This is a genomic window from Erwinia sp. AnSW2-5, assembly GCF_045107195.1.
Classification (GTDB): Bacteria; Pseudomonadota; Gammaproteobacteria; order Enterobacterales; family Enterobacteriaceae; genus Erwinia.
The window spans coordinates 174571-188097 of the sequence record NZ_JBJGXA010000001.1 but is presented as its reverse complement, the minus strand read 5'-3'; the positions used below and the strand labels follow the sequence as shown (position 1 = coordinate 188097).

The 13527-nt window shown below is 53.7% G+C and carries 11 protein-coding genes; 4 read left to right on the top strand and 7 right to left on the bottom strand.

Annotation, left to right across the window (positions count from 1 at the left end):
* Positions 1 to 422 precede the first annotated feature (422 nt).
* The 3 genes from ACFL9S_RS00815 to ACFL9S_RS00805 all read right to left on the bottom strand — a co-directional run bounded on the left by ACFL9S_RS00815 (position 423) and on the right by ACFL9S_RS00805 (position 4631).
* Positions 423 to 680: a colicin E3-like toxin immunity protein gene (locus ACFL9S_RS00815; protein ID WP_405259721.1), complete on the bottom strand. Its 258-nt coding sequence runs from the start codon at positions 678 to 680 to the stop codon at positions 423 to 425.
* 11 nt (positions 681 to 691) lie between these two features.
* Complete coding sequence (locus tag ACFL9S_RS00810) at positions 692 to 2257, bottom strand: colicin-like bacteriocin tRNase domain-containing protein (protein ID WP_405259719.1); 1566 nt, start codon at positions 2255 to 2257, stop codon at positions 692 to 694.
* Positions 2258 to 3446: 1189 nt separating this feature from the next.
* Positions 3447 to 4631 carry an NAD(P)/FAD-dependent oxidoreductase gene (locus tag ACFL9S_RS00805; protein WP_405259718.1) on the bottom strand — a complete coding sequence of 395 codons (1185 nt, stop codon included), beginning with the start codon at positions 4629 to 4631 and terminating at the stop codon, positions 3447 to 3449.
* A gap of 242 nt (positions 4632 to 4873) precedes the next feature.
* On the opposite strand from ACFL9S_RS00805, the gene pitA reads away from it, so the two are divergent.
* Complete coding sequence (gene pitA, locus ACFL9S_RS00800) at positions 4874 to 6373, top strand: inorganic phosphate transporter PitA (RefSeq protein ID WP_405259717.1); 1500 nt, start codon at positions 4874 to 4876, stop codon at positions 6371 to 6373.
* Between the two features lie 83 nt (positions 6374 to 6456).
* Here pitA and uspB read toward each other — a convergent pair whose 3' ends face one another.
* The gene (gene uspB, locus ACFL9S_RS00795) at positions 6457 to 6792 is read right to left on the bottom strand and encodes a universal stress protein UspB (RefSeq protein ID WP_405259716.1); all 336 of its coding nucleotides are present in this window, start codon (positions 6790 to 6792) and stop codon (positions 6457 to 6459) included.
* A gap of 312 nt (positions 6793 to 7104) precedes the next feature.
* Between uspB and uspA the strand changes: the two genes are divergently transcribed.
* The gene (uspA, locus tag ACFL9S_RS00790; RefSeq protein ID WP_133844354.1) at positions 7105 to 7542 is read left to right on the top strand and encodes a universal stress protein UspA; all 438 of its coding nucleotides are present in this window, start codon (positions 7105 to 7107) and stop codon (positions 7540 to 7542) included.
* Between the two features lie 199 nt (positions 7543 to 7741).
* Here uspA and rsmJ read toward each other — a convergent pair whose 3' ends face one another.
* Together rsmJ and prlC are read right to left on the bottom strand one after the other, a co-directional pair.
* Positions 7742 to 8494, bottom strand: a complete 753-nt coding sequence (gene rsmJ / locus ACFL9S_RS00785) for a 16S rRNA (guanine(1516)-N(2))-methyltransferase RsmJ (protein ID WP_405259715.1) — start codon at positions 8492 to 8494, stop codon at positions 7742 to 7744.
* Between the two features lie 7 nt (positions 8495 to 8501).
* Positions 8502 to 10544 carry an oligopeptidase A gene (gene prlC, locus ACFL9S_RS00780; protein ID WP_405259713.1) on the bottom strand — a complete coding sequence of 681 codons (2043 nt, stop codon included), beginning with the start codon at positions 10542 to 10544 and terminating at the stop codon, positions 8502 to 8504.
* 226 nt (positions 10545 to 10770) lie between these two features.
* Between prlC and ACFL9S_RS00775 the strand changes: the two genes are divergently transcribed.
* Together ACFL9S_RS00775 and ACFL9S_RS00770 are read left to right on the top strand one after the other, a co-directional pair.
* A complete protein-coding gene (locus ACFL9S_RS00775; protein ID WP_405259712.1) occupies positions 10771 to 11595 on the top strand; it encodes a CPBP family intramembrane glutamic endopeptidase in 825 nt (274 codons plus the stop codon).
* A gap of 94 nt (positions 11596 to 11689) precedes the next feature.
* A complete protein-coding gene (locus ACFL9S_RS00770; RefSeq protein WP_133844363.1) occupies positions 11690 to 12532 on the top strand; it encodes a 23S rRNA (adenine(2030)-N(6))-methyltransferase RlmJ in 843 nt (280 codons plus the stop codon).
* Positions 12533 to 12594: 62 nt separating this feature from the next.
* Here the strand turns inward: ACFL9S_RS00770 and rnz are convergent, their stop codons facing one another.
* Positions 12595 to 13509 (bottom strand): ribonuclease Z, encoded by a 915-nt coding sequence (gene rnz / locus ACFL9S_RS00765; protein ID WP_405259710.1) that lies wholly within the window; start codon positions 13507 to 13509, stop codon positions 12595 to 12597.
* Positions 13510 to 13527 lie beyond the last annotated feature (18 nt).

The window sequence follows — 13527 nt, the reverse complement described above, 5'->3', positions numbered from 1 at the left end:
CATTCCCGCCGCTTTCCCACATTTTTAATCCAACCTGAGCGGGAGATCGTCCTCCCCCGCTCGTCAGCACGCACGTCAGATTTGAGCCATGCCGCCATCGACGAAGAGTTCGGTGGCGTTGATAAAGCTGGCGGCACCAGATACCAAAACGCAGCCTTAGCTCCATCTCCTATCTGACGCTCAGAGATGCTTCAAAAAAATGGAATATGCCGATCCGAAACTGACGGCTGGCAATGAGCCATTTTATTATCGAGTTCGGTGACCGTCTGAGCGATCACCTCTAATGTGGTGGCAGTTACACAGAATTATTTACAGGGTCTTATTTCCCTGAAAAATTTAATTACAATTGCAAATATGGATACCGGAAAAATAAAATTCATCCTGGCATCCATACTGTATCGACCCACTAATTTAATGTAAAACTACCAATTCCCATCTCTATAATCAAAAGCCAACTGGTAGAGCTTGCTATCAATTTCAATTTTTTCTTTAAAATATGGTTGCAGCAATGAAACCCAGGTTCTCTCCACATTGAAACCACCATTATTAATGTTATCTTTTAATGACAACCCTATTGATTCAATAACAGTCCCATCCTCACCGAAGTCTTTTGAATACTCCTCACCCAAAAAATCTTCATTTTTTTTATCAAACCATTCAAGCCTTAATTTCAAACCCATAGTTAACACCCTCAAAGATAATCTTTAATATTTCGCTCCGGATCAGCGTCTTTAACCTGCGTACCCGTATTAGCATCGAAAGCACCAATGTGTTGGCCATCGCTGGAACGATAACCTTCCAACTCACCATGCTGTGAATCCCATTCGTAAATCTTACGGCCTTTATCTCCCTTCCAACGATCCCTCAGGCCGCCACCACCTTTCTTGGGTGTTCTTTTAGGTGCACGTTTTAACTCGCCCAGACCTATTATTTCTTCAGTTTTAGGTGCCGGCAAGTAATCATGCCCGAATTCCTTCACTCCTTTACGCGGTTTCTTTTTTTCCTCATCAAGTTTAGCTTCAGCATCTTTCTTTTTCTTCTCCTTCAGCTTCCGGCTCTCCAGTGCCGTATTGAGGACAGCAGTGCTTTCATCTAGCTCTTTTTTAGTCTTTTCATAACCGGAAACAGTGGCTCTTTTCGCATCAAGCTGGGGCTTCATCTTCGACATTTCGTACGTGGTGTGCATATACACCGCGTGACCGGAACCCTGAGGGCTTAGACCATCACCGTTAGTTACGGCATCTGCCCGCTGCTTTGCCCACAGAGCCATCTGAGCTTCAATTCGCGTAAGCTCTGCCTTTTCTTTCCCGTAATCAACGGAAGAGTAAGGCTTAAACCCAGCAATAGCCGCTTTATTCCGGCTCGTCGCCTGTGTATATGCGGCTTCTGCGGCTGCGTGTTCCTGGTTTGCTGTATCGAGTTCCTGCTGCGCCACTTCCACGGGATGTGCCGCATTCCATTCCTGCTGCCGCGCATTTTCCTCGGCCTGACGCTGCTTAACCTGTGCCGCAGTCAGCACTTCGGTGACAGAAACATAGACAGGTGCCTGGCCGCTCTCTTTAGGAAAGCGAATGACTGCATCACGGGAATTACCGCCGGCAGTAAATCCAGCCGGACGAATATCATCTTTCTCCGGCGTAATTCCTTTGGGGGTACTAACCGCCACAGGCTTACCCGCGTCCACCTTGACATTCAGGGCTGGCCTGCCCGGTACAACCTCAGCGGTAAACACGCCGGGACGCTTCGTTGGCTTTGCATCCACGACGGGAACGCTTGCCGGAACGCCACCGACAACGGCCAGATGCTGCTTTTCATTCTGTACGACATCAGCAACCCGTGAATGAACCTCTACGGTGGCCGCCTGGGTTGGTAGAGAGGCTATAGGTGCCCGGGTGACCTTATCGGCAGGCAGCGTCATGACAACACTGGGCATCATGGATTTATCATCCGGCGCAATCGCTGAAGGCGCGAGAAGCCCGAACGCAAGACCGGCCAGGCGCCCGGCATAAGGCAATGCAGCAACCACTCCCTGTTCAAACTTAGCCAATGCCGTCGCCACTGCTTCCTGTACGGGAGGTGCACGGAATACGGACACCCCCCACATGCCATCAATCAGGGAAATATTAACCGGTGCACCGAAGGCCACACTTGCCTGTGCTTCCGGAAACAGGGAAAGACTCACCCCCACCTGAAGAACCGGTGTTGTTTCCCCCGTTGTTGCCATTGGCGTGGCTATTCCCTGAACTTCCGCTTCCAAACTGACCCGGATTGTAATTATGAATATCACCGTTAGGGGTATGAGTCGTTCCCCAACCCGCACCGCTATTCTGGTTATTGCTACCGCCGGAAGAAGAACCCCCGGTACCCGATGAAGAGCCGTTAACGCCGCCTGTAGAATGCGCACCACTGTTGTGGCCTATCCCATCTCCACCACTCATATAAGTCTCCTTTCAGACCGTTAAAACAGAGTAACAAGCAAAAAAATAAAGACACAAAAACACTGTTTATATGCACAGTTAAATGATTGCATCCCTCGGTTGCACCGGTCAATAATATGAACCTTCATTAATGTTGTCTGATGGAAGGGCAGGCAACATCTGCCATGATGTTGCTTACTCTAATTAACTGTAAAACCTCCAGGCTGGGAACATATCAATCCAGAGATGACAACTGATGGTCGAGCAGATTGCACAGTGCATCCCGTTTGCGGAGTTGAGGGACAAACATAAGTAGGGTTTTAAATGGATAAAAAATTGAAAAGCTGATTCATGCGTTCAGAAATGCACTAGTAATGGCTGCAGATACACATTCTCACGCGTGTTTCTTTATGCCTCAGCGGAATGAGTTAAACAACTTTCCTCATGGTTGCTGTGATCTTGCGAGTAATTTTCTGGCAAAATACTTGGGGGGTATGACTATAATGCATGGATAATTCGCTTTTCCTGCTCGTCAGAAATAAATAAATACATCAAGACTCATCTCATTGTTAAATATGATGATTTTTATATTGACCTTACCAGAAATCAGTTTACAGATTACAGTGACAGAGTACTGATTAAAGATAAGTACGGCTCAATGGCAACCTTGCTAAGAGAAATAAAAAAAGATGAATCCCTTATTTTTTAAGAAGATGATTTTAATATTGATTCCGCCACTGCATATGGATCAGCATTTTACGTTTACATTAAAAAACTAGCCGATGAAATTTCGGCAAGCTGAGCTGGGCAGAATGACCTGAGGGTTAAGTGGAACAGAGGTCATTAAAGGGAATAGTACTGACGCATCGTCACCGGGTGTGTCAGCACCAGCTAGCTGCAAAGCTGCAGTTCAGTGAATGCTTGCAGCACAGTTGTGTGATTCAGAGACATCGTTTCATTATAATGGCCTGTTATTAACAGGGAGATTAAACAGCGATTGCAGTGAGTGAATTATTATTCCATTCCAACTCACAGCGCCTGCGCACACGCCCAGGCGGAACTCCACGCCCACTGGAAGTTATAGCCGCCCAGCCAGCCGGTCACATCCACCACTTCACCGATAAAGTACAGCCCCGGAACATCGCGGGCTTCCATGGTTTTCGATGACAGCTGAGTGGTATCCACACCGCCCAGCGTCACTTCGGCGGTGCGGTAGCCTTCGGTGCCGTTAGGCTGCACGCGCCACTGGTGCAGCGAAGTCGCCAGATCGGCCTGCTGGCGGCTGTTCAGCTGCTTCAGCGTACACTCCGGCACCCTCCCCAGCAGTTGCAGGCACTCGACCAGGCGTTTCGGCAGCAATTTCGCCAGGGTATTTTTCAGGCTTTGATTCGGATGGCTGTTGCGCTCTTCATTAATAAACGCATCAATGTCCTGGCCTGGGGAAAGGTTGACCGTAACAAACTCACCCGGCAACCAGTAGCTGGAAAGTTGCAGGACCGCCGGGCCGGAGAGGCCACGATGGGTAAACAGCAGCGCTTCTTTAAATACCGTGCCGTCTTCGGCGGTGAGCACCGACGGCACCGAGACGCCGGACAACGTCTGAAGCTGTTCCAGCAGCGGCTTATGCAGGGTAAACGGCACCAGCCCGGCGCGGGTGGGAAACACCTTCAGGCCAAACTGTTCGGCAATTTTATAGCCGAACGGCGAGGCGCCCAGCCCCGGCATCGACAGCCCACCGCTGGCAATCACCAGTTTATCGGCCTGCACTTCCGTGCCGTTCAGTTGCAGGGTATAACCGCTGTCGTCACGCGTGACGGACACCACTTCACTGCGCAGACGCAGCGTGACTTGCCCGCTCTCACACTCTTTCAGCAGCAGATCGACCACCTGCTGGGCGGAGTCGTCACAGAACAGTTGTCCCAGGGTTTTCTCATGCCAGGCGATGCCGTGACGGTTGATCAGATCGATAAAATCCCACTGGGTATAACGCGCCAGCGCAGATTTACAAAAATGCGGGTTATGCGACAGGTAAGCCGCCGGCTCAGTGTAGAGGTTGGTGAAATTGCAGCGCCCGCCGCCCGACATCAGGATTTTGCGCCCGGCTTTTTTGCCATTATCAATCAGCAGAACACGTCGCCCTTTTTGCCCTGCCTGGGCTGCGCAAAACAGGCCAGCTGCGCCTGCACCAACGACGATAACGTCAAACTTTTCCACCACACACTCCGCGCCGACTCTCAAAAACGCTGATTGTAGTGAGTTGGGGGCGGGGATACCAGCTTCAGGCCTCATTCGAGGCTGAAACATTTTGTAACTTTATGATTTGTTGGTGTTTTCACTGCTAACTGTCATCACTTTGACACGTTACTGTCAAAAAAAGTCTATATTTCCCTTTCCCCGGGTGCGGTTTGTCGCTGATAATGCGCCGCGTTCATGTCCTCCAAAATGGCGTAACGCTTATGCTACATCTGTTTGCTGGTCTTGATTTTCATACCGGCCTGTTACTGGTACTCGCTCTGTTGTTTGTCTTGATCTATGAAGCAATCAATGGCTTCCATGACACGGCCAATGCAGTCGCTACCGTGATCTATACCCGTGCAATGCGCTCGCAGTTAGCGGTTGTCATGGCAGGGGTGTTCAACTTCTTCGGTGTACTGTTGGGCGGCTTAAGCGTGGCTTACGCTATCGTCCATCTGCTACCCACCGACCTGCTATTGAATGTGGGATCGGCTCACGGGCTGGCCATGGTCTTTTCCATGTTGCTTGCCGCTATTATATGGAATCTCGGCACCTGGTACTTCGGGTTACCGGCTTCCAGCTCTCATACTCTGATTGGTGCCATCATTGGTATCGGCCTGACCAACGCGTTGCTGACTGGCACCTCGGTGGTTGATGCGCTGAACATTCCCAAAATGATCGGTATCTTTATGTCGTTGATTATTTCACCGATTGTCGGCTTAGTGGTTGCCGGTGGGTTGGTGTTTATCCTGCGCCGCTTCTGGAGTGGGAATAAAAAACGTCAGCGGATTCATATGACCCCAGCCGAACGTGAAAAGATCGATGGTAAGAAAAAACCACCGTTCTGGACCCGTATCGCGTTGATTGTCTCAGCGATTGGCGTCAGCTATTCGCACGGCGCAAACGACGGTCAGAAAGGTATCGGCCTGATTATGCTGGTACTGATTGGCGTTGCACCGGCAGGCTTTGTGGTCAATATGAACTCCAGCGGTTATGACATCACTCGCACCCGCGATGCGGTCAACCATCTGGAACAGTATTACCAGCAGCATGCCACCTCGCTGACGCATATCATCGAGATGTCACCACCTGCATTGCCAACGCCGGAAGAGGTGCCTTCAGGGCCTGAAGAGTTCCACTGTGATGCGGCGCGTGCTTTGCCTGCCATCCACCGTGCTCAGGGTCTGCTGAACAACCTGTCCAGCTATGATGCGTTAAGCGTGGAACAGCGCGGCCAGCTGCGTCGTCTGCTGATGTGCATCTCCGATACCGCAGAGAAAGCCGCCAAGCTGCCGGAAACGCAGCCTGACGACAAACGCTTCCTCAATAAGTTGAAGGGTGACCTGCTCAACACCATTGAGTATGCCCCGGTGTGGATCATCCTCGCCGTCGCGTTAGCGCTGTCACTGGGTACGATGATTGGCTGGCGTCGTGTTGCCACCACCATCGGTGAGAAAATCGGTAAAAAAGGCATGACTTACGCACAGGGGATGTCTGCTCAGATGACGGCAGCCGTCTCTATCGGTGTGGCTAGTTATACCGGGATGCCGGTTTCCACCACCCACGTCCTCTCCTCTTCCGTTGCCGGTACGATGCTGGTTGACGGTGGCGGCGTGCAGGGGCGCACCATTAAGAACATCCTGCTGGCATGGGTCTTCACCCTGCCCGTCTCGATTGTCCTTTCCGGTAGCCTGTACTGGCTGGCGTTGAAGCTGATTTGATGAGCAGCGGGCGGGCCGAAAAAGGTCCGCCCGAACAAGCCCGCGATTTATCCAGAAGGCGACCCTTGTCAGGGGCGCCTTTTTTAATGCCAGATGGCCAGCCCAATCAGACTGATAAACACCAGCCCCCAGAGCGAACTGGTTAATAAAAACTGCCCACGAACGCGCTCGCAGCGGCGGATAAATTCGTCATCGTGATGGTCAAGATAACGCTGTGCCCAGATATACCCAATCAGCCGCACCTGTTTACTCGGCTGCCCATGAGACGTAAAGAATCCAGCGCCATCTACATACTGATACAGCAACGGATCACACCCACGAAGCACCACTAACAGCGCCCGCAGTGAAGAGAAATAGCGCGCCATATTCACCACACAAACGACACAAAGAGCCCAGAAAAGCGCAATGGTGCTGATCATGATCCCCTCCCGGCCACTTACCACAGAAAGGCATAACGCGGACAACGCCGGATACGCCCAATGATGGTTTCGCCAACCTTTATTATTAAGATGATTGCTGCATGCCGATTGACGCCACATAACGCTTTTTTGCCGTCAATGATCAGTGTAGGAGATATGTTTAAATTTTTTCCAGCGATGATTACCACATCTGCATTCAAAGGGACAAAAATTCATGTTGATCGCCCTCGCAAACGCTGCCGCATGCCACAACACCCGGTAACATTTTTCGCTATACTCAGTCTCAACACTTACGTGAAAAGGAGTATTCAAATGGCCTATAAACACATTCTGATTGCCGTCGATCTCTCGCCGGAAAGCAAACTGCTGGTCGACAAAGCAGTCTCCATGGCACGACCGTACGACGCAAAGGTGTCCCTGATCCACGTTGACGTCAACTATTCAGACCTCTACACCGGCCTGATTGACGTTAACCTCGGGGATATGCAAAAACGTATTTCTGAAGAGACGCACACGGCACTGACGGATCTGTCCAACAGCGCGGGCTATCCGATTGCGGAAACCTTAAGCGGTAGCGGTGACCTCGGCCAGGTGCTGGTCGATGCCATTAAGCAGTATCAGGTGGACTTAGTGGTTTGCGGGCACCACCAGGATTTCTGGAGCAAGCTGATGTCTTCCGCACGCCAGCTGATCAACACTGTGCACATCGATATGCTGATCGTGCCACTGCGTGACGAAGACGAAGATTAATGTTGTGGGCAGTGCGGTGCGGTGCGGGCTGACCGAAAAAAAAGGTCAGCCCCTACGCCAAAAAAAAAGGTCAGCCCCTACGCCAAAAAAGAAGGCCAGCCCCTACGCCAAAAAAGAAGGCCAGCCCCTACGAAAAAAAGAAGGCCAGCCCCTACGAAAAAAAGAAGGCCAGCCCCTACGAAAAAAAGAAGGCCAGCCTCTACGCCTGAACAGGCGAGTAAATATCAAAACGGTGGCTTTTCGTGGTCACCGCATTCGGCGTGGCAACATCAGCGATGGGCGGCGCATAATCCGGGCGTTTCACAACGACCCGTTTCTTTGCCAGCTGCCGCGCAGGCTGCAACAACCCATCGGCATCTTCATCCGGTCCCACCAGCGACTGGAACACCCGCATCTCCTTCTTCACCAGCGCGCTTTTCTGCTTATGCGGGTACATCGGGTCGAGGTACACCACATCGGGCGGCGGGCTGATATCCGTGAGGGCATTGAGACTGGAAGCATGCAACAGCGTCAGACGTTCACGCAGCCAGGGACCAATCTCCGCATCGGCATAGCCGCGACGTAAACCGTCATCGAGCAATGCCGCAACGACCGGATTGCGCTCCAGCATCCGCACCCGGCAGCCAATTGATGCCAGCACAAAAGCATCTCGTCCCAGCCCGGCAGTGGCATCCACCACATCCGGCAGATAGCCGCTTTTGATACCGACCGCTTTCGCCACGGCTTCACCCCGGCCACCGCCGAACTTGCGCCGGTGCAGCATCGCCCCGGAGACGAAATCCACAAAGATGCCGCCCAGCTTAGGCTCATCGCGCTTGCGCAGCTCCAGATGTTCCGGGGTCAGCACCAGCGCCATCAGCGCGTTTTCATCATGCACCAGCTGCCAGCGGGCGGCTAAAACAGATAAGGCGCCATCGCTGGCGCCCGTTTCATCTAACAAACAGATGTTCACCGATGACTTACCCTTTGATGCCGTAGTGTTCCAGCATCGCATCCAGCTGCGGCTCACGACCACGGAAGCGGCGGAACAGCTCCATTGGCTCCTCAGAACCCCCACGCGTCAGAATATTGTCGAGGAAGGACTGCCCGGTTTCCCGGTTGAAAATCCCTTCCTCTTTGAAACGCGAGTAAGCATCAGCCGCCAGCACGTCGGCCCACAGATAGCTGTAGTAACCGGCTGCATAGCCACCGGCAAAGATATGGCTGAACGCATGCGGGAAGCGGCCCCACGATGGGCCTGGCACCACGGCAACCTGCGCTTTGATCTCTTTCAGGATCTCCAGAATGCGGGCACCTTTCGCCGGGTCAAACTCTGCGTGCAGGCGGAAATCGAACAGACCGAACTCCAGCTGACGCAGGATAAACAGCGCCGCCTGGTAGTTTTTCGCTGCCAGCATTTTCTCCAGCAGATCCTGGGGTAACGGCTCGCCGGTTTCAAAATGACCGGAGATAAACGCCAGCGCTTCCGGCTCCCAGCACCAGTTTTCCATAAACTGGCTTGGCAGCTCGACGGCATCCCATGGCACACCGCTGATGCCGGATACGCCCGGAGTTTCAATGCGTGTCAGCATATGATGCAGACCGTGACCGAACTCATGGAACAGCGTGGTGACTTCGTTGTGGGTGAACAGCGCAGGTTTGCCGCTGACCGGACGGTTAAAGTTACAGGTCAGATAAGCCACGGGTTTTTGCAGCGTACCGTCGGCTTTACGCATCTGGCCCACGCAGTCATCCATCCACGCCCCACCGCGTTTGTGTTCACGCGCATACAGGTCAAGGTAGAAGCTGCCGCGCAGCTCACCGCTTTCATCGAACAGGTCGAAGAAGCGCACGTCAGGATGGTAAACATCCACATCGTGGCGTTCGCTGGCGGTGATGCCATAAATGCGTTTCACGACTTCAAACAGACCATCCAGCGCACGCTGGGCCGGGAAGTACGGGCGCAGCTGCTCATCACTGATGGTGTACAGATGCTGTTTCTGTTTTTCGCCGTAGTAAGTCAGATCCCAGGGTTCCAGGTCCTCAACGCCGTACTCTTTCTTCGCGAAGGCACGCAGCTGAGCCACTTCCTGCTCAGCCTGCGGACGGGCGCGTTTGGCCAGCCCGTTCAGGAAATCAATCACCTGTGCCGGATTTTCGGCCATTTTGGTCGCCAGCGACTTCTCAGCATAAGAGGCAAAGCCCAGCAGTTGAGCCAGTTCATGGCGCAGCGCCAGCTCTTCAGCCATCACTTCGCTGTTGTCCCACTTCCCGGCATTTGGCCCCTGGTCAGAGGCGCGGGTGGAGTACGCACGATAAATCTCTTCGCGCAGCGCCTGGTTATCGCAGTAGGTCATGACGGGCAGGTAACTTGGAATATCCAGCGTCAGCAACCAGCCGTCCTGCTCTTTGGCTTCTGCCTGCGCTTTTGCAGCGGCCAGGGCACTTTCTGGCATCCCGGAAAGGTCTTTTTCATCGGTAATCAACTTGCTCCAGCCCATGGTGGCATCGAGCACGTTGTTGCTGTAGGTCGAGCCCAGCTCTGACAGACGCGCGGCGATTTCACCGTAACGCTGCTGCTTCTCTTTCGACAGGCCAATACCAGACAGCTCGAAATCACGCAGCGCGTTATCGATGGCTTTCTTCTGCGCAATATCCAGAGCTGCAAAGTTGCTGCCCTCTTTCAGGTCACGATAGGCCTGATACAACCCTTCATGCTGGCCCATCCAGGTGCTGTATTCTGACAACAGCGGCAGCGCCTGCTCATAGGCCTGGCGCAGTTCTGGGCTGTTTTTTACCGAATTCAGATGGCTGACCGGCGAGAACAGGCGGCTCAGGCGATCGCCCACTTCGGCCAGCGGCTGCTCAAGGTTACCCCAACTGTACGGCGCACCCTGGGCCACCACACGCTCTACCGCCGCACGGCAGTCATCCAGCGCCTGGGTTACAGCGGGAACCACATGTTCAGGTTTGATGGCGGAGAAAGGGGGAAGCGTAAAAGAAGAGAGTAACGGGTTGGTCATAGCGCAGTCCTTTAGTCATTTTATGGGGCGCGTTTTCACGCACGATTTATTTAACATGAGGGTAAGTGTAGTGAAAATCAATGGGGCGGCATGTCGGCAATGGCTTTCCCCCAGTGCTGTCCCCCTATTTCACCGCATTTTACGCATTGCCACACTCAGGTGGGCGTTGCATACTCCCCCCGCTTTCATACATCGTATTACTCCGTTACAAACAGGGAGTTTATTTATGTGGTATACGCTGGCGGCCTCGTTACTTTTTCTACCCTTTTATCTGCGCAGCTCACTGATATTGCTGGCGATCACACTCGGCCTCGCTATTTTGGATCAAACGCTGCTACCGCCCGGTATTATCGCACTGGCTGTGATGGGTGTTGTCGCGTTGTACTGCGGGGTTCAGAAACAGCCTCATGCTTTCGCCCTGCCCGGTGAAATTATCCTGGTTGTCAGCGCGGTGGCGCTGATGCTGCACATGATCCCAGGCGTGAATAACCTCATCATTGTTTCTGGTGAACAGGCTGGGCCACAAAGCGCGCCATTGACCTTTTACTACAACATCGATAAAGCGCTGATCCCGTTTCTGTTACTGGCCTGCCTGCCCACCCTGTTGAAATGCCCGGCAAAGCCCCCGGCTAACACGCTCTGGTGGCTGGTGCTGCTGATATCGATGCCCCTGCTGCTGCTGCTGGCCACCTTCGCGGGCGGCCTGAAGGTGGAACCCCATCTGCCTGCGTGGCTGGGATCGTTTATGCTGGCCAATCTGTTTTTTGTTTGTTTTGCGGAAGAGGCGCTATTTCGCGGCTATATCCAGCAGCGCTTAAGCCAGCTGCTGGGCGATAAACGCGCGCTGCTGATTGCGGCACTGTTATTTGGTGTGGCCCACTTCTCTGGCGGGGTGCTGCTGGTGCTGTTCGCCACGATGGCCGGGCTGATCTACGGCCTTGCCTGGCTTTGGAGCGGGCGTTTGTGGGTGGCTACGCTGGTGCATTTCTCCTTTAATATGCTGCACCTGCTGCTGTTTACTTACCCGTTCTGGCAACACGTCCCGACCTGAACGCGCTTTTTTAAGCCGTTTTCGCTATAATGAGCGCAACCTGTGCCGCCCGCTGGCGGCACGCTTGTTTTTACCATCCGGATTATCCCAATACATGCTCAGTTATCGCCACAGCTTCCATGCCGGCAACCATGCCGACGTTCTCAAACACACCGTGCAGAGCCTGATTATCAGCTCGATGAATGAGAAGGAAAAACCCTATCTCTATCTCGACACCCATGCGGGTGCCGGGCGCTACCTGTTAAGCGGTGAGCATGCGGAGCGTACCGGAGAGTATCTGGAAGGCATTGCACGTATCTGGCAGCAGGATGATCTGCCGGAAGAGCTGGCGCCGTATATCAGCGTGGTGAAGAACTACAATCCCGGTGGCAAACTGCGTTACTACCCGGGTTCTCCGCTGATCGCCCGCCACCTGCTGCGTGAGTACGACCAGTTACAGCTGACCGAACTGCACTCCAGCGACTTCCCGATGCTGCGCAGCGAATTCCAGAAAGACGATCGCGCACGTCTTGCCCGCGCCGACGGCTACCAGCAGTTGAAATCCAAGCTGCCACCGCCGTCACGCCGTGGTCTGATCCTGATCGACCCGCCATACGAAATGAAGAGTGATTACCAGGCCGTGGTCCAGGGTATCCAGGAAGGTTACAAACGCTTCGGTACGGGCGTGTTTGCCCTGTGGTATCCGGTGGTACTGCGCCAGCAAATCAAGCGCATGTTTAACGAGCTGCAAGCCACCGGCATTCGCCGTATTCTGCAAATTGAGCTGGGCGTGCGCCCGGACAGTGACCGCTTTGGCATGACCGCTTCCGGGATGATCGTGATTAACCCGCCGTGGAAGCTGGAACAGCAGATGAAAAACGTGCTGCCGTGGCTGGAAAAAGTGCTGGTGCCATCGGGCACCGGCTACTCCAAAGTCAGCTGGATTGTGCCGGAATAACGTTTTCGTCTGCGGGTCGGGCATGCCCGACCCCTACAAAATCCGCCATACTTCGCACGGGTTTATAATGTAAATACCGCGAAATCGTGCGCCATCTCGGTGTGCGGAAACACCGCCCGACACTCCTCCAGCAGCCGCTCACAGTCAGCCCGCAGATAGCGAGAGCTGAGATGCGTCACAATCAGCCGTTTTGCCCCACTCTCCTGCGCCACCGTTGCTGCCTGAGCCGTGGTTGAATGCCCGCGACTGTTGGCTTTCTCCTGCATCGCGACTTCCAGCGTCGCTTCATGCACCATCAGATCAACACCCGCTGCCAGTTTATTGGCCGCCGCCGTCGGCGCGGTATCGCCAAAGATGGCCAGGCTGCGCCCTTTTATCTTCTCACCAACATAATCCCAGCCATTAATCACCCGGCCATCCGCCAGCGTAACGCTGCGACCGTGCTTCAGATCGTAAAAATAGGGCCCGGCAGGCACGCCATCTGCCGCCAGCTTCGCGGCATCCAGCGCACCGGGCTTATCATGTTCATCAATGCGGTAACCGTAGCACTCAACCGGGTGAGTCATCGGGTACGCCGTGACGAGAAAATGCTCATCACGGCACACTTCGCCTGCCGTTACCTCGACAATCTCCAGTGGGAAGGTCAGCCAGGAGCCGCTAAGGTTGATCGCGGTGTCGACAAAGGTTTTTAGCCCCACCGGGCCGTAAATCGTCATCGGATCGGTGGAACCGTTCATCGATCGGCTGGTCAGCAGCCCCGGCAGGCCAAAGATATGATCGCCGTGCAGGTGGGTGATAAAGATCTTCTCGATCTTGCCCGGTTTGATCGGGGTGCGCAGGATCTGATGTTGCGTCCCTTCGCCGCAGTCAAACAGCCAGGTGGCATTACGCACGCCCTGCAAATCCAGCGCGATGCTGGTGACGTTACGTTCACGGCTTGGCGTGCCGGCGCCGGTGCCTAAAAACTGCAATTGCATAATCAACCCACTCCTTAC

What these genes read in the sequence shown, in the direction of transcription:
- ACFL9S_RS00815 (WP_405259721.1), bottom strand. Translation starts at nt 680, where the DNA reads ATGGGTTTGAAATTAAGGCTTGAATGGTTTGATAAAAAAAATGAAGAT.
- pitA (WP_405259717.1), top strand. Translation starts at nt 4,874, where the DNA reads ATGCTACATCTGTTTGCTGGTCTTGATTTTCATACCGGCCTGTTACTG.
- uspB (WP_405259716.1), bottom strand. Translation starts at nt 6,792, where the DNA reads ATGATCAGCACCATTGCGCTTTTCTGGGCTCTTTGTGTCGTTTGTGTG.
- uspA (WP_133844354.1), top strand. Translation starts at nt 7,105, where the DNA reads ATGGCCTATAAACACATTCTGATTGCCGTCGATCTCTCGCCGGAAAGC.
- prlC (WP_405259713.1), bottom strand. Translation starts at nt 10,544, where the DNA reads ATGACCAACCCGTTACTCTCTTCTTTTACGCTTCCCCCTTTCTCCGCC.
- ACFL9S_RS00775 (WP_405259712.1), top strand. Translation starts at nt 10,771, where the DNA reads ATGTGGTATACGCTGGCGGCCTCGTTACTTTTTCTACCCTTTTATCTG.
- ACFL9S_RS00770 (WP_133844363.1), top strand. Translation starts at nt 11,690, where the DNA reads ATGCTCAGTTATCGCCACAGCTTCCATGCCGGCAACCATGCCGACGTT.
- rnz (WP_405259710.1), bottom strand. Translation starts at nt 13,509, where the DNA reads ATGCAATTGCAGTTTTTAGGCACCGGCGCCGGCACGCCAAGCCGTGAA.